Genomic DNA, 22,717 nt, shown 5'->3' on the forward strand with positions numbered 1-22,717 from the left:
TGTGGGACTGCTATTTCGCCGTGGTGGCATGGCGCAGCAGCGTCTTCAGTGCGTTGTCCGTGGCTGTCTTCAGCTTCTGCGAGTCGATCAGGATGTTGAGGGACAGGGTGACCTGCCGGCTGTTGTCGGCCGTGGTGAAGCTGTACGTGCTGTATCCCGGGGCGCTGCCGATGTGGCCGTAGGCCGTGTCGTAGGTCGGGTCGGTCAGGCGGCTGAGGCCGAGCCCGTAGTCGGTCGCGCCCTTTTGCAGCGGCTGGGCGTCCTGCATCTGGTGCAGCAGGGCCGGCGGCAGCAGCTTTCCGCCGATCAGCGCGCTGAAGAAGCGGTTGAGGTCATGGGTGGTGGAGATGAGGGAACCGGCCGTCGATGCCCACGACATGCTCTCTTCGGTGATGTCGGTGTACGGCGAGCCTGGGCCGTTCATGCGCAGGTAGCCGTGGGCGTGCGGGCCCAGGATGCGGACCGAGTTGCCGGGGAAGCCCGTGTGGTGGAGCCCGAGGGGTTTGATGAGCCGGTTGGTGATCTCCTGCTCGGTGCTCTTGCCGGTGACTTTCTCGATCAGCATGCCGAGCACGATGTAGTTGGTGTTGGAGTAGTGGCCGGAGGTGCCGGGGGCGAAGTAGGGGGCGTGCCGGAAGGCTTCGGCGAGCAGCTGCCGGGGTGTCCAGTGGCGAAAGCGCGTCTGGTAGAGCTCCGAAAGGCTCCCGTGCCACAGGGAGTCGGTGTAGTCGTACAGTCCGCTGCGGTGGCTGAGCAGCTGCCGGACGGTGATGTGCCGCCCGTCTGGCACCAGGCCGGGCAGGTAGCGCTCGATGGGCGCGTCCAGGCGCACCTTCTTCTCTGCCACGAGTTGCAGCACGGTGGTGGCGACGAAGATCTTGGTGTTGCTTCCGGCGCGGAAGCGTCCGTCGACCGGGGGGAGTCGGCGGTGGTCAAGGTCGCCCCTGCCGCTGGTGCCGGTCCATGTGCCGTGGGCGTCGTGTACCTCGGCGATGACGCCGGGCACGCCCGCGGTGACGAGGTCGTCCAGGGCCTTGTGCCACGCGGCCTGATCGGCGACGCCGGGCCGATGAGCCGCAGCACTGTACGTGACGGCGGCCGCGGGAGGGGCCGGGTCGGCGAAGGCGGGAACGGCAGCGGGCACGGCCAGGGCACCCGACAGCACGGTCGCGGCGGCGAGCAGGGGAAGACGCATGAAGAAACCTCTCACATCCAGGAGTTGTCCGGTTCACACACGCCGCCGCGCCCGCCCCGGAGCCGGGCGGGAGACCGGCTGATCACCCGGTCTCCCGCCCAACGGCGGGCGCCGCCAACGCAAAAGCGGCGCACCATCCGGCCTCGATGGCGGGTGCCGCGGTCGCCTCAGCCGCGTGGCCGAGGTTGCGTCTCCCCCCAACAGGTGAGCGCCCCGCGGTGGTGGTTCTTACGGCGGACCGGGCAGCCGTCGCCCGCGGGCCGGAGCGTCGGCCGGGCCGCACAACGAGGTCCCGATATGTGGCAGGTGTGACCGCTTCCTGCGGCGACCGTGCCGGGTCCGCGAGCTAGATTCGGCGGTAGGCCATCCCAGGGCGGTACCGGCCGACAGGGCCGGCCCCATGGGTCGGGGCGGACGCATCGACGACTGCCCGGCCTCGGCCGCACTTGGACGCCGCCCGCCTGCCGGGGTTCTGTCCGGCAGAGATACGCAAGTAACCCTCTCCCAGCGGATCGTCGCCGCTTTGAACGTCGCCCGCACCGTACATACGAAGGACCCGTTATGCCGGCTGTAACCGTCGAGGATCTCCTGGTCCTCCCCCGACTCCCGCGCCCTGACGCGACCGCCACCGACCGCCCCGTCCGCCACCTGGTCACCGCGCCCCAGCAGCGGGAGGGGGCCGGCTTTATGGTGCGCCGCCCGTTCCCGAGCGCTGCTTTGCCCGACGCGGACCCGTTCTTGTTGCTCGACCACGTCGGTGAGACCGTCTACCAGCCCTACGAGGCCAAGGGCGCCCCCTGGCACCCTCACCGCGGTTTCGAAACGGTCACCTACGTCATCGACGGCACGGTGGTGCACCACGATTCCAACGGTGGCGGAGGCGTGATATCGGACGGGGACACGCAGTGGATGACCGCTGGGTCGGGGATCCTGCACGACGAGGTCCCCAGCGAGGAGGTCCTGGCCAAGGGCGGCCTCAGTCACGGCATCCAGCTGTGGGTGAACCTGCCGCGCACCCGCAAGTGGGCGCAGCCGCGCTACCAGGACGTCCGGGCGGACAAGCTGCGGCTGCTCACCTCCGATGACGGCGGGGCGCTGGTACGCCTGATCGCCGGGGGTCTCGGCGGCTACCAGGGACCGGGCGTGACCTACACCCCGATTGTTTATGCGCACGCGAGTCTGCTTCCCCAGGCGCGGTTGCGGACCGGGTGGGATCCGCAGTTCAGCGCGATGGTCTACGTCCTGCAGGGAGCGGGGAGCGTGGGCCCGGACAGGCGTCCCGTCAGGGAGGGGCAACTGGCGGTGTTCGGTGCGGGGGATGTCATCACCGTTCAGGCGGCGGCCCATCAGCGCGGCCGCACAGGCCGCTTTGAGGTGCTGCTGCTGGGCGGCGTGCCGCTGAGGGAGCCGATCGCCCGCTACGGCCCGTTCGTGATGAACACCGAGGCGGAGATCCGGCAGGCCGTCGAGGACTACCAGCAAGGCAGGATGGGCCGCATTCCCGCAGACCGCCTGGAGGGAACGCCGTAAGGGTGCGGCAGGACCGGCGACGGCCGCAGAGCCGGTGAGCTCGCCCGCGCGCCCGGCAGGGGCGGAGGGCAGTTCGCCCGACTCCAGGTCCCGCCGGTCGAGATCGTCCAGCCACACGGCGACGTCGTGCGCGGTGAGGGGGCGAGAGGGTCCGTCATGGGGGTCGCTCTTTCTTTCTGGGGCCGACATGCCGCAGGCCGCCTGGGTGTGCGGCGAGCCTGACGGCCGGCGTTGCAGCCGGATTGCACCGTGCGGCCGGGGTGGGGTGCCGGCCGTGCAAGAGCGGTGCAAGGCGCCGCGCGAGTGTGGGCGGCGCGTCTTCGCCCCGGGCGGGCTCGTCCTGGCCGTCGGCCGGTGCCCACCGCCGGGGCCAGGCAGCGGAAGCGGGAGCGGGCCGTCCGGCATCGGGCGGCCGTGGCCTGATCCGTGGGCCATGTGGCCGTTCCCGCGGGCATGCGCCCGGCCGGAGCGCGGGTTGACCTTGCACAACCGCCCGCCACGGGCGGCCCAGGGCCCACGTGAAAACGGTCCGGCCGGGGCCGTGAACGGGACGCGCAGACAGTCGGCGGGCGGGCACATGCCAAGGCCGCATGTCCCGTCGGTACGCGTGTGGTCACGCGGTGATCAGGAGGATGCTGTGGGAACACCGAGCCGGCGCAGCCGCAGCCGGCACAACTGGCGTGCGTGGCTGAGCGAGTTCGCCGCGACCGCGATCCTGCTGCTGGTGATGGTCACCCTGTTCAGGCACCTGTTCGGCGCCGAGGGTCTTGTGACATGTGCCATCCCCTCGCAGGAGGGCCGGCTGGTCGCGGACGCCGTGGTCAGCGGTACCACCGTCGCCCTGCTGATCGTCTCGCCGTTCGGGCGGCGTTCGGGCGGCCACATGAACCCGGCCGTCTCGCTGGCGTTTTGGCTGATGGGTGCCCTGCCGGGGCGGGATGCGGCGGCCTACGCCGCAGCCCAACTGGCCGGTTCCCTCGCGGGGGTGGCGGTGGGCCGGCTGGTGTGGGGCGAGCAGACGGCCGATCCCGCCGTCGGCTACGCCGTCATCCGGGCGTCCGACCACATCCCCTGGGTAGCGGTGTTCGCCTCCGAGGCGGCGGCGACCGCCGTGATGCTCGCGGCGGTGACCTTCGTGGCGGCCCGGCCCCGCCTGGCCTTCGTGCTGCCGGCGGTCGCCGGGTCGGTGATCGCCGCGCTGATCCTGCTGACCGGCCGGGGGTGGGGCGGAAGCTTCAACCCGGCCCGGCAGTTCGGGCCGGAGCTGTTCTCCCACGACCTGGCGTGGCTGTGGGTGTACCTGATCGCCCCGCTGGTGGGCGGCGGGCTCTTCGGCTTGGTGCGCAGGCGCCTGCCGCACGCTCCTGCGCTGCCCACCTCACCGCCATCAGCCCCGGGTGACGGCGTGCCTGCCGTGACCGGTTCGGCCGCACCGTGACCGTCCGCCGCGGGCGGGTTGGGCGATGGCCCGATCCGTGGGGAGTGCGGCCCGCAGGCCGGACATGGCCGCCCGCGCGGCACGGGTTGAAGGCCCGTGAAGGCGCTGATCAAGCGCCGTGATCCTGACATCCAGATCGTTCGAGAAAGGCCCTGTGATGATCGACTCGACTGCCTGGGAGCGTGTGCGATGACCGCCTCACCGTCTGCGGCCGCCAAGCAGTGGCCGGAGTTTCTGGTTGCGTTGGCGTTGGCGGCGGGCCCGGTGGTGGCGCTGGGCTTCACCCGGTTCGCCTATGCGCTGCTGCTGCCGGCCATGCGCGAGAAGCTGCACTGGAGTTATGCGGCGGCCGGCGGGATGAACACCGCCAACGCGCTGGGCTACATCATCGGCGCCGCCACCGCCGCCTGGTGGTCGCGCCGCTTCGGCTCCCGGTCAGCGTTCGTGTGGGGCATCGTCATCAGTGCGCTCGCCCTGCTCGCCTCCGGGGCGACCGACAACTTCGCCGGCCTGACCGTCCTGCGCTTCATCGGCGGCCTGAGCACCGCGGTGACCTTCGTGGTCGGCTCGGCGCTCGCCTCCCGCGTCCACAGCGGTGGCCAACAGGCCCGCTCGGCCTCCCTGGTCGCGATGTACATGGCCGGCGTCGGCATCGGCGTGGTGCTCTCCGGCGTGGTGGTCCCCGCGGCGCTCACCGCCTGGGGCGTGTCCGGCTGGCAGGCCGGGTGGCTGCTGATGGGTCTGCTCGCCCTCCTCGCCATCGGGCCGGCCGCCTGGGCCGCACGCCAGGTCCCCGAGCAGGCCGCGAGTGGCGCCACCCACGGCGGCCGCGCCGGCCTCAAGCCGCTGACGCCCCTGTTCGTCTGGTACGTGCTGTTCGGGGCCGGCTACGTGTCCTACATGACCTTCGTCGTCGCCCTGCTGCACAGCCAGGGCATGAAGGTCTGGGGCACCGGCACGTTCTTCATCGTGCTGGGCGTGGCCTCCGCAGCGGCGACGCTGCTGGTGTGGGGCCGGGTGATCGGCCGACTGCGCGGCGGCACGGCCCCCGCGCTGGTCTCGGCGGTCGTGCTGATCGGTGTACTGCCCGTACTGCTGTGGCACGGGATGGGCGCCGCAATCGCCTCGGCGATCATCTTCGGCGGGTCGTTCATGGCCGGTCCCACCGCCGTAACCGTCCTGGCCCGCCGGATGCTGCCCGCGCACGCCTGGACCTTGGGCATCGCCCTGCTGACGGTGGCCTTCAGCGTCGGCCAGGCCGTCGGACCGCTGGTCTCCGGCCTGCTGTCCGACTCCTCCGGAGGCATCGCCAAGGGCCTGTGGCTGTCCGTCGTGCTGCTCGCCGTCTCCGCCGCCGTCGCCCTCATCCAGCGCGAGCGGACAGCAGAACACCACCATCAGGAGGCGCCGGCCGCCGCCTCCGCCCCGAGCGCCGTCCGGCGCTGACCCACCCCTCTCAAGGAGCAAGACCCCCATGTTTCACCGCATCCTGGTCGCCGTCGACGACAGCCCGGCCTCGCAGAGCGCGATCCGCACTACCACCGAACTGGCCTTCCTGAGCGGCGCGCAGGTCCGTGTGCTGCACATCGACACCTCCGAGGTGGTGTACGACACCGTCATCGGCCTGGAGGACGACGCAGCCGCCCACCGGGTCCTGGACTCGGCCGTATCGACGCTACGGCAGGCCGGCATCCAGGCCGACGGCGAGCTGCTGGACGGGCTGGTGTCCGATGTGGCGCAGGCCGTGCGGGAGGCCGCCGAGGGCTTCGACGCCGACCTGATCGTCGTCAGCCCGCACCACCGCAGTCGTCTCGCCAGCTGGTTCTCCCCCAGTGTCAGCATCGCGATCGCCCACAACAGCCGCACCGCCGTGCTCCTGGTTCCCGGGCAGGGCTGAGATGTCCCACTGCACGGTGCACGTCACCGATCAGACAGGCCTGGCCCGCAGAATCGCGGTCGGGCCCCACCGTCTGATCGCCGACGAACCCACCCCCGCCGGCGACGACACGGGCCCGACCCCGTCGAGGTATTGCTCGCCGCTCTGGGCGCCTCAACCTCAATGACCGTGAGGATGTACGCCGACCGCCGCACCTGGACACTGCGCGATGTGCAGGTCCGGTTGCGGCTGGAGCAGGGCGGCGAGCCGGTCGTCGTCCATCTGGACGCAGACCTCGACGACGACCGGCGGCGAGGCTGATGGCCGTGATCGGACGCTGCCCCGTCCACCGGCTGCTGAGCGCCCCGCCGCCCCTCACCAGGGTGCACATCGAACAGCCGGTCGTCGCAGACGACGCCGGCACCTGGCAAGCAAGGCGGCCCCGGCACCCCTCGGCCCTCCCGGGCCGGCAGGCGCCGGGGCCGCGAGAAAGGCATGGTGGCAGATGCCCCAGCAGCAGATCATTCTCGTCCGGCACGCGGAGACGGCCTGGAACCGCTCCCGCCGCTACTACACCGGGCAGGACGATCCCGACCTGACCGCCGCGGGCAAGCGCGAGGCCGGCTTGCTCCTGCCGCATCTTCAGGCCTACCAGGACGCCCACGTGCTGTGCAGTCCAGCGCTGCGGGCCCGCCGCACCGCACAGCTGGCGGGCCTGACCGCGGACATCAACCCCGACCTGCGGGAGTGGAGCTACCAGCTGCCCGACGGGCACAGCGTGGACGAGCGCTGCGGGAGCGGGCGGTGCCACCACGACATCTGGGACGACGCCCTGCACACCACGGTGTGCACGGGCGAATGCCTGCTGGAGGTGACCGCCCGGGCTGACTGTGTGCTCGAGCGCGCCCGCCGGCTCCTGGCCGGCGGCAGACCTGTCGTCCTCGTCTTGCACGGCAACCTCATCCGGCTGATGACCGCCCGCTGGCTCGGCCTGTCCCCCGCTACCGGGGCGCACCTGGCGCTGGGCACCGCCTCTCTGGGGCGCCTGGCCCACTACGACGGGCGGCCCAGCCTGCTGAGCTGGAACTTCAGCCCGTCCTTCGACAACCGTCCACTCGCCCGCCCCCCGGCAGCCACCGGCGACACCACGGTGCCGCCGGCAGGGCGCATCCCGCCCACGGCGCCGCAGCATCGCGCCACCGACGCCGCGAAGAACCGTCCCTGACACCCCCGAGCCATTCATGGAGGAACCGTTGGGCACCAACGCCCCCGTACACCTGGATGCGTATGCCAAGCGCTTCCTGGCACAGCTGGCCGCGGCCGATGCGCCGCCGCTGGAAACCCTCTCGCCCGCCGAGGCCCGAGCCGACGCCCTGGCGGGCCGGTCCGCCGCCCAGGCGGTGCTCAAGCCCGTCCACATCCACGAGCAGCACCTGCCCATCGGGCCCGGCGGCACCGTGCTGGTGCGGATCGTGCGGCCGGAAGGCTCCTCGGGCGTACTGCCTGCGGTGATGTATTTCCACGGCGGCGGCTGGGTGCTGGGCGACCGCTTCTCCTACGACCGCACCACCCGCGACCTGGCCCACGCCGGCGGCGTGGCGGTGGTGTTCGTGGAGTACGCCCGCTCGCCGGAAGCCCGCTATCCCGTCGCACTCGAAGAGGTCTACGCGGCCACCGCCTGGATCGCCGAGCATGGGCAGGAGCTGGGCCTGGACGGGTCCCGGCTGGCGGTCGCCGGGGACAGCGCGGGTGGCAACCTGGCCACCGCCGTCGCTTTGCTGGCCAAGCGCCGGGGTGGCCCCCGCCTGCTGCAGCAGGTGTTGTTCTACCCGGCGCTGGACGCCGGGTTCGACACGCCGTCCTATGAGCGGTTCGCGGACGGCTTCTTCCTCACCCGCGCGCAGATGCGGTGGTTTGGGGACCGCTACGCGCCCGACCGCTCGGTGCGCACCGAACCGACCGCCGCACCACTGCGGGCCACCACAGCGGAGCTGGCCGGGCTGCCGCCGGCCCTGGTGATCACGGCCGAGGCGGACGTGCTGCGCGACGAGGGCGAGGCCTACGCCCGCAAGCTCACGCAGGCAGGTGTCCCCGTCGTCGCGGTCCGCTACCTGGGGGCGATCCATTCGTTCACCGCGCAGGACGCGCTGGCGGCCTCTCCCCTCTCCCAGGCGGCGATCGACCAGGCCGGGCAGGCGCTGCGGCAGGCTCTTGCCGCGCCCCGTCCCGAGGCGGGGGGCTACTGATGTCGACGGCCCTGGTGCTCGGCGGAGGCGGCGTGACGGGGATCGCCTGGGAGCTGGGGGTGCTCCAGGCGCTGCAGGAGGCGGGGGTGGACCTCGCGGGCGCCGACCTGGTGGTCGGCACGTCTGCCGGATCGGTCGTGGCGGTCCAGGCCACCAGCGGCATCGGCCTTGACCACCTCCTCGCCGACCAACTGGCGCCCGCCGGCACCTCCCAGGAGGTGAAGGCCGACTTCGACCCGCAGGGCACAGCGGCCGCCTTCACCCGCCTGATAGAGGGCGCCCGCGACGAGCGGGAGATCAGGGCCCGGATCGGTGCCATGGCCCTTGCGGCGCCGACTGTCTCGGAGGCCGAGCGGATGCGGACCATCCAAGCCCGGCTGCCCGTTGACACCTGGCCCGCCCGCCGGCTGCTCATCACGGCGGTGGACGCACAGACGGGCGATCTTGCCGTGTGGGACGGCACCTCGGGCGTCCCGCTGGCATCCGCCGTGGCGGCCAGCTGCGCCGTACCCGGCATATGGCCGCCCGCCTCCGTCGCCCGACGCCGCTACGTCGACGGCAGCGTCCGCTCCGCGACAAACGCCGACCTCGCCCTGGGCCACGACGTGGTGGTCGTCCTCGCGCCCGACACCGGCCCCGGCCTCAACCCCGCATCTGAGGGACTGGCCGGCGAGGTGCCGCTGCTGCGCGCGCACAGCCAGGTCCAGGTCATCACGCCCGACGACGCCGCACTGGACGCGATCGGCCCCAATCCGCTGGACCCCGCCCGGCGGCCCGCATCCGCCCGCCAAGGCCGGCGACAGGGACGGGCGCTGACCAGCACTGTGCGAAAGATCTGGCCTACTGCTGCCGCCCGATACCCGCACGCCATGACCGGCCGTCGGCTGTCTCCCTGCCCGTGCGGCCGCCCTGCGACGTACCGTCGAAAGGTGCTCCGGGAAGAAGCCACCGGCTCCGCCGCCGCGCCTTCGGACCGCCGCCCGCTGTATGGGCTTGTCGACGCGGCCTGGGAGTTCGTGCTGACGTCGGTCCTGCTGTATAGCGTGGTCACTGCCGCCCGCTGGCTGACATCACCGGACTCGCCGCTCGCCGTGAACAGCACGCGCGCGGCGACGGCGATCGTGGGGGTAGTGGTCGGCATCGTCCTCGTGGTGCTGATCACCTCCGCGCCGGGGCGCTGTTCCGGTGCCCACATGAACCCTGCGATCAGCGTTGCGCTGTGGCTGATGGGCGCCTTCCCCGGGCGCTACGTGCCCGCCTACGCCGCCGCGCAGCTGGCAGGCTCGGTGGCGGGCACCGCGCTGGGGCGGCTGTGCTGGGGCCCGGTGGTATCCCGGCCTTCGCTGCGCTATGCCGCCGTGCACCCCAGCCCGGTGTGGGGCACAACCGCGCTGGTGGTCGCGGAGGCCGGCTGCCTCACGCTCGTGGTCGTGATGGTGGGGTTCTTCCTGGCCCGCCCCGCCATCAGCCGCATGCTGCCGTACGCCGTCGGCACAGTGACGGCTCTGATCATCACCGTGCTGGGGCAACTGAGTGGAGGCTCGGCGAACCCGGCACGCCAGTTGGGTCCTGCGCTGCTGTCCGGTGGCACCCAACTGCTGTGGGTGTATCTGGTCGCTCCGCTGATCGGCGCGTCGCTCGGGGCCGCGGTCCACTGCCTGTTCCAGCGCCGCCTGGGCACCCCCGCACCGTGCACCTACCGGCTGTGCGGGAGTGACGACGCCCTGCGAAACCGGGCCCGATGACGCGCAACTGCGCGGAGGGCCGAAGGCGTGGGAAACAGGTCCGAAGGCACGGCCATGCCCACGCGGGCGCACCCGGTTGTCCCCTGTATGCCGACGGATCCTCCGCCGCACAGGCCCCCTCGGAGGTCGCCATGCTGTCCCGTCCGCGCTATCCCCACCCTGCAGCTCACCAGACCGTATTGGCCGTGGACGCCCCACGTCGGATGACGCCGCCCGTGACGGGTCCTGCTCAAACCGCTGTGGTGGCGCTGCCCGCCGAACCAGCCAGCGTGAGTGTCGCCCGTCACTGGACCACCGATCTGCTCACCCGGTGGGGAGTGAGTGCGGACGACCTCGACACGGCCCTACTGGTCATCAGTGAACTGGCCGCCAACACCGTCCGCTACGGCCACGCGGAGATGACCATCCGCCTCCTCCAGCAGACGGGCTGGCTGTACCTGTGCGTGACGGACTCCGGAGATCCTTCGGCGGCCCACCGGCTCGTCATCCCGCAGGAACTGGCCGAGCACGGACGCGGCCTGGCCATCGTCGAGGCACTGGTCGAAACGATCGAGGTGACCCGCGAGCCGGAGGGATGGCGCGTGGGTGCGGTACTGCGCTTGGCGGTTGCCGGTACGCCGGCGGCGCAATCCGCCGCCGACGTGGCGTGACCCGGCCGAGAGCCGCACGCGGGTGCCGGCGGCTGCACCACCGGCTTCCCCGCAAACGCCCGAGGAGGCCCTGGTCTTCGGGCCGGGGAGGAATCGGCGTCCGATGAAGCAAGGCGGCACAAGACCTCTCCCCTTCGCACAGGGACGTGCTCAGCGCTGCGGCGGCGATCCGGGCCGGACCTGGTCGGTGTCGCCTTGCCCGGCTGCCATGCAGTCAAGGAGCCGGTGGGTGTGCCGGGTCAGGGTCAGCACCCGGCGCAGCGCATCGCTCGCCGGTGCGATGCGCAGCCACTGGCCGCGTCGCCTGCTGAGCGCGTGGGCCTCGACCAGGGGGCGCAGACCGGCCGCGTCGATGAAGGTGACCTCGGCCGCATCGAGGGTCACGCCGTGGCTGTGGTCGAGGCTGAGGCAGAAGTCGAGGGCGTTGTTGACCGCGGGGCTGGTGGCGATGTCCAGTTCGCCGCTCAGGCGGACGAGCATGCTGCAGCCGGGCCCCATGAGGAGGGTGATGCGCACACCGCACGGGCACAGCCAGGAGATCGTCGGGCCGAGGGCAGGACGGTCGAGCGTGCTCGTGGTCATCACGTGTTGTTTCCTCAAGAGATCTCTGGCCGCCTGTCCGACGCAGCGCTCGCTGCCGCCAACGGGGACGTGGCCGTTGACTGTTTCCAGCCTGCGCCCCACCGCGTCCGTGGGCATCCATCGAGGTGGCGATGGTGGAGGTCATTCGTGGGGATGACGGTGGCGGGCGCCTCCTCCCCGGCGCCGCGCCTAGGGGTGGGTGGAGGGCAGGGCAAGTCCGGTGTCGTAGGCGAGGATGACGGCCTGGACGCGGTCGCGCAGGTGGTACTTGTCGAGGATGTGGGCGACATGGGTCTTCACGGTGGCTTCGCTGACGAAGAGTTCGGCGGCGATCTCGGCGTTTGACAGACCACGGGTCAGGGCCCGGAGCACGTCCATTTCCCGTTCTGTGAGGGCGTTGAGGCTCGGCGGGGCGGGCACCGGTTCGGGGAGTGCGGCAAACCGTTCGAGGAGGCGGCGGGTCACCCGCGGCGAGATGATCGCCTCCCCTGAGGCGACCGTGCGGATCGCTCCGACGAGGGAGTCGGCCGGGCCGTCCTTGACCAGGAAGCCGCTGGCCCCGGCGCGCAGTGCGTCCAGGACGTGTTCGTCCAGGTCGAAGGTGGTCAGGATGATCACCCGGGTCGCCGACTGGGTCTGGAGGATGCGGCGGGTCGCCTCCACCCCGTCCAGCCGGGGCATGCGGATGTCCATGAGGACGACGTCCGGTTGCAGGCTGCGGGTGTCCTCGACCGCGGCCAGGCCGTCGCCGGATTCGCCGACCACGGTCAGATCGGGTTCGGCTTCGAGGATGAGGCGGAGCCCGGTGCGGATCATGGGCTGGTCGTCGACGAGCAGGATGCGGGTGGCAGTCATCAGGAATAGGCCGTTTCGTTGTCGGACGGGGTCAGGGGCAGGTCGGCGCGGACGAGGAAGCCGCCGTGGGCAAGCGAGCCGGTGTGGAGGCTGCCGCCGACGGCCGCGACGCGTTCGTGCATGCCCACCAGGCCGTGCCCGCCGCCGGGCGGCACGGGCCGGGCGGCGGCGGGCACGAGCGGGCCGTCGTCGCGCACCGTGAGGGTCAGGCAGTGCGGTTGCCAGTCGAAAGTGACGGCCGCGTGGGTGTGCCCGGCATGTTTGAGCGTGTTGGTCAATGCTTCCTGCACGACCCGGTAGGCGGTGAGTTCGGTGCCGGCCGGCAGAGGGCGGCCCGTGCCCGTGTGGGTGGACTCCACGCGAAGTCCGGCTTCGCGCAAGGAGTCCAGCAGCCGGGGGATGTCGGCGAGGGCCGGCTGCGGCGAGCGTCCCGCCACCGCCTCGTCCTCCTCGGTGCGCAGCAGTTCCAGCAGGCGCCGCAGCTCCGCGACAGTGGCACGGCCGGTCGCTTCGATGGCGGCATGCATCTCATGGGTCTTGGCCGGGTCCGTGCTCTGGACGCGGTCGGCGGCGATGGCCTGCACGATCATCAGGCTCACATGGTGGGCCACGATGTCATGCAGTTCGCGGGCGATCCTGGCGCGCTCCTCCACTACGGCCGTACGGGCCAGTGCGACCTGCTCACGCTTCACGGCGGCGGCATGCTCGAGCGCCTCGGCCGCTATGGCACGGCGGGCCCTGACCAGGCATCCCAAAGCCCACGCGGCGACCACGAGGACGTCCACGACGAGGACCGAGCCGATGCCGTCGGTGGGGGCGATCAGTACTTCGGTGGCGCCGGCCACCAGTGCCGTCACCACCAGCAGCCGGTAGGTCGGGCAGCGTCCGTAGCGGACGGTGGTGAGGAAGACCGCCACCCCGACGGCCAGCAGCACCATGCCGATGGTGGCGCCCCCGCCGGTCACCGGGCCGGGGATGGAGTGGCGGGCCTGGAGCGCGGCCGCTGCCGCGCCGACGGCCCACAGCGTGGCGCTCGGCCATCGGCGATGCACCGCGAAGGGGGCTCCCACCATCAGGGCCAAGGCGATGCCCACCGCATCCAGGCCGCGTCCGGTCGGATGCGCGGGATGGGCGGCCTCCGCGAGGGCGGCCACCGCGAGCAACGGGGCGAGCAGGAAATCGACCACCGCGGGCGGTACCCGGCGCCGGGCGAGGGCATCGATGTGCCCGTGCCCGCGCGCCTCGTGCGCAAGAGTGAAACGTCTGCCGATGACAGCTCCCAAAGCGGCCCCTTTTATCGCGGTACGGACTCGGCAACGTGCAAGAACTGCGACGGATTTCCGAATCCGGTGCGAAAAGGAAGATATGGCCCGTTCAGCGGGAAGTGCGGCCGAATTTGTGGCCGGAATGAAAGGAGGGCCGGTCAGGGTGTAGCGGCCAAAACCGGCTGTGCCGTGAAGGTGGTCCTGAACCGCGCCCGGTAGGCGCCGGGGGTGATTCCGCGTTCCCGTTGGAAGGCACGGCGCAGGGTTTCCTCGGAGCCGAAACCCGAACGGCGGGCGACGACGTCCAGCGGGTCGGTGCCGGACTCGAGCAGCCCTTGCGCGGCCTCGAGGCGGATCTGCTCCACAAAGCGGGTCACGGTCATCCCGGCCTCGGCGCGAAAGAGCCGGGTGAGCTGGCGTACGCTGACGCCGGCCCGCCCCGCCACGGCCTCCAGGCTGTGATCGGCGGCGGGGTCCGCGGTGACGTCGTCCAGCACCTGCCGCACCACCTGGTGGCGGGGCTGCCGGGCGGCCTGGCGCACGCTGAACTGGGACTGGCTGCCCGGCCGGGCCATGAAGACCACCAGGTACTTGGCCGCGGCACGCGCCACCTCGGGCCCGAAGTCCTCCTCGACCAGCGACAGGGCCAGATCGATGCCGGAGGTGACACCGGCGGAGCTGATGACCTTCCCGTCGCGCACGAAGATGGAATCGGCGTCGACCTGGACGTGCGGGAAGCTCTCGGCCAGTTCGCGGGCCAGGCACCAGTGGGTGGCCGCCCGACGTCCATCGAGCAGCCCGGTGGCTGCGAGCGGGAACGCGCCCGCGCACACCGAGGCCACCCGGCGGGAGAACCCGGCCAGGCGGCTGATCCCGGCGATGAGGAGGGCGTCGGACACCGCCCGGCGCCAGTCGGAGCGGCCGGGGATGATCAGGGTGTCGATGGTGCCGGTGAACTCCTCCAGGGCCGCATCCGCCGCCAGCCGCGCACCCGCCGTGGTCACCACCTCCCGCCCCCCACAGGAGGCGGTCAGCAACCGGTAGCAGGCTCCCTGGTCGTTGGCGGCGGCGAACACCTCCAGCGGCCCGGTCACATCCAGCAACTGGACGCAGTCGAAGAGCACCATCACCACAAGATGCGGCCGCCGGCGCGGCCCGCTCCTGCCGTCCATGGGGAAATCCTCCCCCTGCCGCCTCAACCAGCACAAGACGATCAAAAGCCCGTGGTGGGCTTGGCGCCGGGAGCCGCGGGCGCCGTCCCGTTGCCGGGGGGTGTGGTGCCGCCGGACGGCCGGCAGCCGGAATCGGCGGGGCGGGAGGAGGTCATGGGACAGTCCGGCTGGGTGCTGCGAAAGCGTGCACGGTAGGCGCCGGGGGAAATCCCGAGCTCGCGCTGGAAGACACGGCGCAGTGTCTCCGCCGATCCCAGTCCGCTCCGGCGGGCGACCATGTCCAAGGGGTCGGTGCCCGATTCCAGCATGCTCTGCGCCGCTTCCAGGCGGATCTGCTCGACGAACCGGGCGGCCGTGGTGCCGGTCTCCTGGCGGATCAGCCGGGTGAGGTGGCGCACGCTGACGCCCGCGCGCGCCGCGAGCGCGGGCAGCTTGTGGTCCGCCTGGGGAGCGGCCGTCACGGCGTCCAGCACCACCCGCACGCCGACGCTGCGGCAATACCGTGCGCGCAGCCGGACACTGAACTGGGACTGGCCGCCCGGCCGGGCCATGAAGACCACCAGGTCCTTCGCCGCGGCCCGCGCCACCTCCGGGCCCAGGTCCTCCTCCACCAGCGACAGCGTCAGGTCGATGCCAGCCGTCACGCCTGCCGAGGTGATGATCCGTCCGTCACGGACGAACAGCGCATCACGGTCCACGTGCACCGACGGGAAGTGGGCGGCCAGCTGGTCGGCCTGCCGCCAGTGGGTGGCCACTCGGCACCCGTCCAACAGACCCGCGGCCGCCAGCGGGAAGGCCCCCGCGCACAGGGAAGCCACCCGACGGGCCGAGCGGGCCAGCCGCATCAACTCCCCTATCAGCCCGCGGTCTTCCACGGGCACGTGCCAGTTGGGGCTGCCGGGAACCATGAGCGTGCGGATCCGCCCGGACCACTCCTCAAGCACCCCATCGGCGGCAAACCGCAACCCGGACGTGGTCCGCACCTCTTTACCCCCGGGAGACAGGGCAACAACCCGGTAGCGGCCCCCATGGTCGTTGGCGGCCGCCAGAACGTCCATCGGCCCGGTGACGTCCAGCGCCTGCACCCCGTCGTAGAGGACCATCACGACGAGGTGGGTGCGAGGGTCGGCGCCGGCCTGGCGGTTCGAGGCGATCATGACTCCCAGGGTCGGGTCAGGCCTTATGGCGGGGCAAGGACTGATACCCCTCGTATCCGGCCATCGGCGGTCTCTGCGGCCCAAACGGTGGGAAGCGCCCGTTCCTTTGAGCGCGCGGTCCGATACCTGGATGCGGTGTCCGGCTCGGCCAGGCGCAGGTAGACGCCGAGCGCGTCGGCGGGACGGTTGGCCCACGCCTGGTCGGCGAGGGCAAGCCACTGCCGGTCGTGGCTCCGGTTTGGGTGGCGGCCTGCCAGGCGGCGTCGACGTCCTTGTCGTCGAGCAGGGCATCGACCAGGACCGGTCCGCCGTACCAGCCCTGTTGCCGCCGCTCCGTGTCGGCCCGCAGCAGGGCAATGGCTCCCCCACGCTCAAATGCCGGGACGTCGGGTGCTTCGCCGGCCCTGACGCGGCTCGAGCTCTCGGACGCCGTGCGTGGACCGGCTTCTGGCCGCCGACAGTTGGACCCTGTGATCCAACAGAGACGAGAATCCTGCGGGTTGATCGCATTGTCAGTCCCCCCTGTCATCATCCCGCCATGCTGTACGACGCCTTGGTGGCCGAATCCCGTAGGAACGACTCGCTCGACGACGTGCGGTCCGCGGCGCTGTACCGCGTCCGTTGGCTCGTCGACCTCCTGGAACGTCAGCGGACCGAGTTCCGGCGAGCCATACACGACGACCACCGGCGATACGAGGCGGCGGGCGCGGCGACCCGAGCCGAGATCGACAGGCGGCTCGCGGCCTGCGCGGACGAGGAGGGCAGGGCCGCGGTCCTGTGCCTCATGCTGGCCGCCTGCTTCGACGACACGAGCCTGTGGCAGTACGACACCGAGATCGGGGCCCTGATCTCGCGGGTGCGTGGCTGGACACCCGACGAGGTCGCCGTGATGCTGCTCCGCGCCACCGAGTACGACATGGGCCACTGGTTCGCCGGTGGCCTACGGCTGGTGCTGAACGCCGCCGAGCAGCTCGACGCCGACGGCCGCCGTGCGGTCACGCCCTGGCTGCGGCACGCACACATGGACCTCATGGACACCACCGTCGGGGCGAGTTCGCACGCATCGCTCGCCCAGCGCCTCCGCGCGCTGCTCGCGAGCGTGGACGAGGCGTACATCCCCGAGGGACTGATCCCCGCCGACGCTCCCTGGGCCTTGCCGCTGAGCGACCGCGCGAAGACCTCTCCGACGCCGGAACTGGCCTGCTTCGTAAGGCACTTGGCGAGCCTGTCGGGACCGCGCCCCGCGCAGAGGTGGCGGCGGACGTGCCTCGAACTCGCGGACGCGGCGTCGGCGCGGGACCTCGTGGCCGACGTCCTGCGGGCGCTGGCCGAGGACGATCCACTGTGCAGCAGGAGAAGCGGTTCGCACACCGGGTGGCTGCACGGCGGTTACCACTACCACTACGTCATCCACCAGAACGACGGTGACCTGGCGCGCGGCGCCGTCTGGGCGGCCGCGCTGACCGGCGGCCCGGCCGCGGTGCACCACCTCGGCGCGCTCGCTCTGCGGACCGGCGGCGCCCGAAGCGATGTGACGCAGGACCTCAAGCTCGCGGGCGCGGCGATCAACGCGCTGGCCGAGACCGGCGATCCGGCCTCTCTCGAGGCCCTGTGGCGGCTGCGGTCACGGATCAAGCACCGGGCGCTGCGCAAGCAGCTCGACACCGCGCTGGTGAGGGCAGCCGGGAAGCAGGGCATCACGGCGGAGCAGCTCATCGAGCGCAGTGTGCCGGACCATGGCCTGACGCCGGACGGCTCGCTGGAACGGGAGCTGGGCGGACACCGGGTACAGGTGGCGATCGAGGAAGCGGCGACCGTGCGGCTCACCTTCACGCGCCCCGACGGGGGGACGTCCCGCACAACTCCGGCGGCAGTGAAGGACGGCTTCCCGGACGAGCTCCAGGAGTTGAGGGCCCTGGCCAAGGAGATGCGGGGGACACTGTCGGACGAGCGCGCCCGCGTCGAGGCGCTGATGTCGGCCGGACGCGAGTGGCCGTACGACGAGTGGTGCCGCTATTACCGCGACCATCCGGTCACCGGGACTCTCGTCCGAGGCCTGATCTGGGAGTTCCAGGATGCGGACGGCGAGTGGCGTGCGGTGGCACCGATGGCCGAGCCGCCCGGCGAGCCCGAGCGCGTCCGGTTGTGGCATCCGATCCGGGCGTCGACGGACGACATCAGGACGTGGCGGGAGCGGCTCGTCGCCGAGCGGCTGCGACAGCCGTTCAAACAGGCCTTCCGGGAGATCTACCTGCTCACTCCGGCGGAGGAGGAGACCGGCGTCTACTCCAACCGGTTCGCCGCCCACATCGTCCACTACCGGCAGCTCTACGCGCTGTTCAAGGAACGCGGCTGGCAGGCCAACTTCCTCGGCCGGTACGACGGCGGCCACGACGGGGAGGCACGGGCCGAGTTCGGCGACGGCGAGTGGCGGGCCTGCTTCCACCATGAGACCGCCGCGGACGACGACGGCGGCTACGCGCCCGAGCACGCCGCGACGGACCAGGTCCGCTTCGAGCGGCGGGACGGCCGGCGTTGGCGGGAGGTTCCGCTGGCGGAGGTGCCCCCGCTGGTGTTCAGCGAGGCGATGCGCGACGTGGACCTTTTTGTCGGCGTGACCTCGATCGCCGCCGATCCCGACTGGACCGACCGGGGCGAGGTCCGTTACGCCGGGTACTGGCGGACGGCCACGTTCGGTGCCCTGACGGCGAGCGCCGAGGTCCGCCGCGAGGCGCTGGAGCGGATTCTGCCGCGCCTGAAGATCGCTGACCGGTGCACGCTCGACGGCCGCTTCCTGCTGGTCCGCGGGGATCTGCGCACGTACAAGATCCATCTGGGGTCGGCCAACATCCTGATGGAACCGGACGACAGCTACCTGTGCATCGTCCCGTCACGCGGCAAGGGCAACGGCAAGGTGTTCCTGCCGTTCGAAGACGACCGACTCTCACTGATCCTCAGCAAGGCATTCCTGCTCGCCGCCGACACCAAGATCACCGACGAGTCCATTCTTACGCAGATCAAGCGAGGTGCCTGATGGCCACCGTGACGTTCCGGGACGAGACCGCGACGGGCAAGCCGCTCACCGAGTTCGAGGTGGCCGGGCAGCCGGCACGGATGACCGTACGGGAGCTGATCAGGCTCCGGGTCCGTGAGGAGGCCGCTCGGTACAACGCCCGCCCGACCAACCGCTTCAACGGCCTCGTCCGCCCCGACGACGCCGAGACGGAGCTGAACGGCTGCCGACTCCGCGAACCCCGCCGCATCGACTGGGAGCGCCAGGCCGATATCGCCGAGCGCGCCTTCCTGGCCAACGGGTTCTTCGTGCTGGCCGGCGACCGCCAGGTCGAGGACCTGGACGAAGCCGTGGATCTCACCACCGATCCCGACCTGGTCTTCATCAAGCTCGTCGCCCTCGTCGGGGGCTGAGAGACCGCCCCTCGCAGAGTCACTGCCCCATCCCCAGGCACGAGCGCATGAATCGGGCCACCAAGACCGGCGGTGGCAGCGTTCCCATGGCCCCTGACCTGCTGTTTGTGCGCTATCGGTTCCGTTCCCACCGATCTCTATCGCATACCGTGCGTGGGGCGGCGTCCACGATGTATGGCGAGGAGGGTGTCAGCTCCCCCAGCAGGTGGAGGTGGCTATGGCCCCAGCGGGGCTATGACGGGGGTGGGCAGGCCTGACCGTGCCCTTGCCCTGCGTGGGCTGCCGGTCTCGGCCGGCAGGCGCAGCCGCACCCCGCCCTCCCCCGCAAGGCGGAGCTCGCGGGTGGTCCAAGGGACGGACGTCTTTCGCCCTGGCGGCATCAAGGCTGGTGACGCACCGACCGACCCCTGCGCCCATCTTGTCTCCTGGAGCCCCCATGACCCGTGACACCGCCACCCCTTTGCGCCCGGCACGCCGACGCGGCAGGTGGATCGCCGCCCTCCTGTGCGCCGCAAGCGCGGCCGGAGCCGTCCTTGCCCCCAGCGCCACGGCTTTCGCCGCCGGTCACGGCACGGCGGCCTCCCCCACATCGGTCCGGCACACGGCACCGGCCCGCCCCTGGGCAGCCGAGCGCGCCACCCGGCAGGCCGTCCGCCAGCTGACCGAGGCGGGTCTGCCCGGGGCGATCGCCCTCGTCCGGGACCACGGCCGCACCGCGACCGCCGCGGCCGGGTACGCCGATGTGGCCGCCAGGCGGCCCGTGACCAGCGCCGACCATCTGCGGATCGGCAGCAACACCAAGGTGTTCACCGCCACCGTGGTGCTGAAGTTGGTGGCCGAGCACCGGCTGAGCCTGGACGACACCGTGCAGCATCTGTTGCCCGGCATCATCCGAGGCGGCGACCGCATCACCGTGCGCCAGCTGCTCAACCACACCAGCGGGCTCTACCCCTTCGAACAGGACCCGGCCTCCATGGCCCCCTACCTGCGGGGGGATGCCGGATACTACTGGTCGCCGCGCCGACTGGTGGCCCTGGCCGACACCCATGCACCGCTGTTCGCGCCCGGCACGAGGTTCTCCTACTCCAACACCAACTACTTTCTGCTCGGCCTGGTCATCGAAAAGGTCACCCACCACTCCTACACGCAGGAACTCAACCGCCGCATCATCACCCCTCTCGGGCTGCGTGACACCCGGCTCCCCGTCCGCACCCTGAAGATCCAAAACCCGGCCGTGCACGGATACATGCTGGGCCGGGCAGGCCGCGCACCGCAGGACATCACCTTCGGCATCAGCCCCTCCACCACCTGGGCGGCAGGCGCGCTGACCTCAACCGTCAACGACCTGGCCCGATTCGACAAAGCCCTGCTCACCGGCAAGCTCCTGCCGAAGGCGCAGCTGGCCGAGATGACGAAAGCCGGGCCCTTCACCATCGATCCGGCCGATCCGACCGAGGGCTATGGGCTGGGCCTGGAAAAGCTGACACTGTGCTGCGTCACCATGTGGGGCCACACCGGGACCGTCCTGGGGACCCAGACCAATGCCTTCACCAGCGCCGACGGCACCCGCCAGCTCGTGCTGGCCACCAACGCGGACCCGGACACCTGGACCGCCGACCAGATCTCCGCCTGGCTCACCGCCTCACGCAAGACCCTCTGCGCCCACTAGGGGCTTGTTGCGAAAGCGGAGTTGCCGTCCGAAGGGCGTGCCATGCGGCAGGCGCCGCTTTGCGTCAGGCCCTGGAGGGCCGCTGTCTCGGGGAGCTGTCGGCCGCGAGGGGGAGACTGCGCAGCGACAGAGCGCTCGGCGGAGGTAGGGCCCCGTGAGCCGCCTCGGCGCGGAACGACTGGAGCAGATACGCCACCAGGCGCCGGGACGCAGCACTGTCACGCGGCAGCGCGGTGACCAGACCGCAGTGGGACAACAGGGCCACGGCGAGGTCAGAAGGGTGGAAGTCGGCCCGCAGCGCGCCCGCTGCCTGGGCTCTGCGGACCAGGGTCAGGAGGTCCCGCTCGGCCCGTTCTCGGGCCTGCGCGTGTTCCACCGTGCTGTCCGGGAAGGCCGCGACGAACGCGGCCGGGAACCCTTGTTCCTCCCGCTGAAGCTCGCAGGCCGTCTCGACCAGCCGCTGGAAGCCCCGCCAGGGGTCGGGGTCGGCCAGTGCCTCGGTGAGCGCTCGGGCGCAGGTCTCGATCTGCTGCGCGAACGCGGCCCGCACCAGGGCATCCCGGTTCGGAAAACGCCGGTACAGCGTCGCTACGCCGACCCCGGCCCGTCGGGCCACGGTCGCCATGGGCGCGTCGATCCCGTGCTCGGCGAAGACCGCACGGGCGGAGACGAGGATGCGCTCCTGGTTGCGTCGGGCGTCGGCCCGCAGCCTGGCCGGCCCGCGATCCGAGAGGATTCCTCCACCACTGTTTCTCACCTCCGGTCCAACGGACGATGTCGTCCGGTTAAGAGCCTACGCTCGGGGCCAGATCCCCCGCACGGCCACTGGTGGCGAAGGTGAGAACGATGGACGACCGCACGATGAGGGCAGTTCTTTTCGACCGCTTCGGCGGCCCCGAGGTGCTGTACGTGGGCCGGGTACCGCGCCCCGAACCGGCGCCCGGCGAGGTACTCGTGCGGGTGCGGGCGTTCAGCGTCAACGGCAGCGAAGTGGCGGCCCGTTCCGGCCGGCTTCGTCTCTTCACCGGACGGAAGTTCCCGCAGCGCGTCGGGTTGGACTTCACCGGCGAGGTTGCCGCACTCGGCGCCGGCGTGACGGACTTCGCGGTCGGCGACTGCGTGTGGGGCATCGTGGGCCGTACCGGATTCGGCAGCGCCGCCGAGTACGTGACAGTCCGGGCCGAGCGGCTCGGCCGGGTCCCGGACGGACTGGATCTGGTGGCAGCCGCCGCACTGCCGGTGGCAACCACGGCCATCACGGCGCTGCGCGACAAGGCCAGGCTGCGCCCCGGCGAACGACTGCTCGTACGGGGCGCTGCAGGCGGCGTCGGCAACGCCGCCGTCCAGCTCGGACAGGCATATGGTGCCGAGGTCACGGCCCTGGCCCGCGCCGCCAACCTTGACTTCGTCCGCACGCTCGGCGCCCACCACGCCATCGACCACCGGACCGTCCCGCCGAGGGAACTGGGCCTGTTCGACGTGGTCCTCGACACCGCGGGCACCGACCTGCGGGCCTTCCGGCGCCTGCTGACACCCGGCGGACGCATGGTCACCATCGCCTTCGACCCGGCACGGCCCACCGCCTCACTCGGCTACATCGCCGCCAGCGCCGTACACGGAGGCGGCCGGGTGCGCTTCTTCAGCGGCAACCCCACGCAGGCACTCTTCGACGACCTCGCCCGCCAGGTGGCGGAGGGCGGACTGCGCCCTGCGGTGGACAGGTGCTTCTCGTTGGAGGAGACAGCGGCGGCACACCGGGCGCTGGAGGCGGGCGGGGTGCGGGGCAAGTACGTGGTCAGGGTCGACTAAGGTCTGTTGCACTGTGCTGGTCACAGCCACTGGTTTATGACGGCGACCAGCACGGTCGCTACGTAGCGAACAGCAAGTTTGTCGTATCTCGTGGCTACGGCC

General features: G+C 71.4%; 20 protein-coding genes and 1 pseudogene. 13 read left to right on the forward strand and 8 right to left on the reverse strand.

The window, feature by feature from the left end:
• Positions 1 to 10: 10 nt before the first annotated feature.
• Positions 11 to 1,195: a serine hydrolase domain-containing protein gene (locus VXC91_RS29460; RefSeq protein ID WP_329510391.1), complete on the reverse strand. Its 1,185-nt coding sequence runs from the start codon at positions 1,193 to 1,195 to the stop codon at positions 11 to 13.
• 561 nt (positions 1,196 to 1,756) lie between these two features.
• On the opposite strand from VXC91_RS29460, the gene VXC91_RS29465 reads away from it, so the two are divergent.
• The 9 genes from VXC91_RS29465 (at position 1,757) to VXC91_RS29505 (ending at position 10,680) form a co-directional block, all read left to right on the forward strand.
• The gene (locus VXC91_RS29465; protein ID WP_329510392.1) at positions 1,757 to 2,725 is read left to right on the forward strand and encodes a pirin family protein; all 969 of its coding nucleotides are present in this window, start codon (positions 1,757 to 1,759) and stop codon (positions 2,723 to 2,725) included.
• Positions 2,726 to 3,362: 637 nt separating this feature from the next.
• Positions 3,363 to 4,163, forward strand: a complete 801-nt coding sequence (locus VXC91_RS29470; protein WP_329510393.1) for an aquaporin — start codon at positions 3,363 to 3,365, stop codon at positions 4,161 to 4,163.
• A 189-nt stretch (positions 4,164 to 4,352) separates the two neighbouring features.
• Positions 4,353 to 5,609 carry a YbfB/YjiJ family MFS transporter gene (locus VXC91_RS29475; RefSeq protein WP_329510394.1) on the forward strand — a complete coding sequence of 419 codons (1,257 nt, stop codon included), beginning with the start codon at positions 4,353 to 4,355 and terminating at the stop codon, positions 5,607 to 5,609.
• Positions 5,610 to 5,637: 28 nt separating this feature from the next.
• Positions 5,638 to 6,060, forward strand: a complete 423-nt coding sequence (locus VXC91_RS29480) for a universal stress protein (protein ID WP_329510395.1) — start codon at positions 5,638 to 5,640, stop codon at positions 6,058 to 6,060.
• A gap of 9 nt (positions 6,061 to 6,069) precedes the next feature.
• On the forward strand, positions 6,070 to 6,360 hold the full coding sequence (locus VXC91_RS29485; protein WP_329510410.1) for an OsmC family protein: 291 nt from the start codon (positions 6,070 to 6,072) through the stop codon (positions 6,358 to 6,360).
• Positions 6,361 to 6,544: 184 nt separating this feature from the next.
• On the forward strand, positions 6,545 to 7,264 hold the full coding sequence (locus tag VXC91_RS29490) for a histidine phosphatase family protein (RefSeq protein ID WP_329510396.1): 720 nt from the start codon (positions 6,545 to 6,547) through the stop codon (positions 7,262 to 7,264).
• A gap of 28 nt (positions 7,265 to 7,292) precedes the next feature.
• Positions 7,293 to 8,285 carry an alpha/beta hydrolase gene (locus VXC91_RS29495; RefSeq protein ID WP_329510397.1) on the forward strand — a complete coding sequence of 331 codons (993 nt, stop codon included), beginning with the start codon at positions 7,293 to 7,295 and terminating at the stop codon, positions 8,283 to 8,285.
• Complete coding sequence (locus tag VXC91_RS29500; RefSeq protein ID WP_329510398.1) at positions 8,285 to 10,030, forward strand: aquaporin; 1,746 nt, start codon at positions 8,285 to 8,287, stop codon at positions 10,028 to 10,030. The genes VXC91_RS29495 and VXC91_RS29500 overlap by 1 nt, the downstream gene beginning before the upstream one ends.
• A gap of 185 nt (positions 10,031 to 10,215) precedes the next feature.
• Positions 10,216 to 10,680 carry an ATP-binding protein gene (locus VXC91_RS29505; RefSeq protein WP_329510399.1) on the forward strand — a complete coding sequence of 155 codons (465 nt, stop codon included), beginning with the start codon at positions 10,216 to 10,218 and terminating at the stop codon, positions 10,678 to 10,680.
• A gap of 150 nt (positions 10,681 to 10,830) precedes the next feature.
• Here the strand turns inward: VXC91_RS29505 and VXC91_RS29510 are convergent, their stop codons facing one another.
• The 6 genes and pseudogenes from VXC91_RS29510 to VXC91_RS29535 all read right to left on the reverse strand — a co-directional run.
• Complete coding sequence (locus VXC91_RS29510) at positions 10,831 to 11,262, reverse strand: STAS domain-containing protein (RefSeq protein WP_329510400.1); 432 nt, start codon at positions 11,260 to 11,262, stop codon at positions 10,831 to 10,833.
• Between the two features lie 189 nt (positions 11,263 to 11,451).
• On the reverse strand, positions 11,452 to 12,117 hold the full coding sequence (locus tag VXC91_RS29515) for a response regulator transcription factor (RefSeq protein WP_329510401.1): 666 nt from the start codon (positions 12,115 to 12,117) through the stop codon (positions 11,452 to 11,454).
• Complete coding sequence (locus VXC91_RS29520) at positions 12,117 to 13,400, reverse strand: sensor histidine kinase (protein WP_329510402.1); 1,284 nt, start codon at positions 13,398 to 13,400, stop codon at positions 12,117 to 12,119. The genes VXC91_RS29515 and VXC91_RS29520 overlap by 1 nt, the downstream gene beginning before the upstream one ends.
• 140 nt (positions 13,401 to 13,540) lie before the next feature.
• Positions 13,541 to 14,554, reverse strand: coding sequence for a GlxA family transcriptional regulator (locus VXC91_RS29525; RefSeq protein WP_329510403.1), 1,014 nt, complete (start codon positions 14,552 to 14,554; stop codon positions 13,541 to 13,543).
• Positions 14,555 to 14,595: 41 nt separating this feature from the next.
• A complete protein-coding gene (locus VXC91_RS29530) occupies positions 14,596 to 15,711 on the reverse strand; it encodes a GlxA family transcriptional regulator (protein ID WP_329510404.1) in 1,116 nt (371 codons plus the stop codon).
• 134 nt (positions 15,712 to 15,845) lie between these two features.
• Positions 15,846 to 16,084: pseudogene (locus VXC91_RS29535) on the reverse strand (SWIM zinc finger family protein); the annotation flags it as partial.
• Between the two features lie 165 nt (positions 16,085 to 16,249).
• Here VXC91_RS29535 and VXC91_RS29540 point away from each other — a divergent pair.
• The 3 genes from VXC91_RS29540 to VXC91_RS29550 all read left to right on the forward strand — a co-directional run bounded on the left by VXC91_RS29540 (position 16,250) and on the right by VXC91_RS29550 (position 20,806).
• Positions 16,250 to 18,745: a DUF4132 domain-containing protein gene (locus tag VXC91_RS29540; protein WP_329510405.1), complete on the forward strand. Its 2,496-nt coding sequence runs from the start codon at positions 16,250 to 16,252 to the stop codon at positions 18,743 to 18,745.
• Complete coding sequence (locus VXC91_RS29545) at positions 18,745 to 19,137, forward strand: hypothetical protein (protein ID WP_329510406.1); 393 nt, start codon at positions 18,745 to 18,747, stop codon at positions 19,135 to 19,137. Before VXC91_RS29540 ends, VXC91_RS29545 begins: the two co-directional genes overlap by 1 nt.
• A gap of 436 nt (positions 19,138 to 19,573) precedes the next feature.
• Positions 19,574 to 20,806: a serine hydrolase domain-containing protein gene (locus VXC91_RS29550; protein WP_329510407.1), complete on the forward strand. Its 1,233-nt coding sequence runs from the start codon at positions 19,574 to 19,576 to the stop codon at positions 20,804 to 20,806.
• Positions 20,807 to 20,870: 64 nt separating this feature from the next.
• On the opposite strand, the gene VXC91_RS29555 is transcribed toward VXC91_RS29550, so the two are convergent.
• Entirely contained in the window at positions 20,871 to 21,563 is a 693-nt protein-coding gene (locus VXC91_RS29555) for a TetR/AcrR family transcriptional regulator (RefSeq protein WP_329510408.1), read from the reverse strand.
• 89 nt (positions 21,564 to 21,652) lie between these two features.
• Between VXC91_RS29555 and VXC91_RS29560 the strand changes: the two genes are divergently transcribed.
• The gene (locus VXC91_RS29560; RefSeq protein WP_329510409.1) at positions 21,653 to 22,615 is read left to right on the forward strand and encodes an NAD(P)-dependent alcohol dehydrogenase; all 963 of its coding nucleotides are present in this window, start codon (positions 21,653 to 21,655) and stop codon (positions 22,613 to 22,615) included.
• The last annotated feature ends 102 nt before the right edge of the window (positions 22,616 to 22,717 follow it).

The organism is Streptomyces chiangmaiensis, from assembly GCF_036281785.1.
Lineage (GTDB): Bacteria > Actinomycetota > Actinomycetes > Streptomycetales > Streptomycetaceae > Streptomyces > Streptomyces chiangmaiensis.